Here is a 255-nt window from a genome sequence, read left to right on the forward strand (position 1 = left end):
AGAATCAGACCAATGCCATTGGAGCAATCCATGAGGGTAAGTTATTTTCAGTCGGTTTATTTGACTGCAAAATCAATTCAGATGTTTTTCATTTTTGGATAGAGCAATTCCTCATACCAGCATTACCTGAAAATAGTGTAGTGGTTATGGATAATGCAGCATTTCATAAAAGAGCAGATATTCAGGAGTTATTGGAACAACAAGGGCATAAAATTCTTTGGCTTCCTGCATACAGCCCTGATTTAAATCCTATAG

The 255-nt window shown here is 36.5% G+C and carries 1 protein-coding gene; it reads left to right on the top strand.

Translation table 11 applies throughout. The features are described 5' to 3' along the window. A partial coding sequence (locus ACEWB7_RS18850; RefSeq protein ID WP_411581205.1) for a transposase occupies positions 1 to 255 on the top strand: 255 nt, incomplete at both ends.

Origin of the sequence: Acinetobacter sp. NIOH-H-8, from assembly GCF_046635365.1 — a bacterium.
Lineage (GTDB): Bacteria > Pseudomonadota > Gammaproteobacteria > Pseudomonadales > Moraxellaceae > Acinetobacter.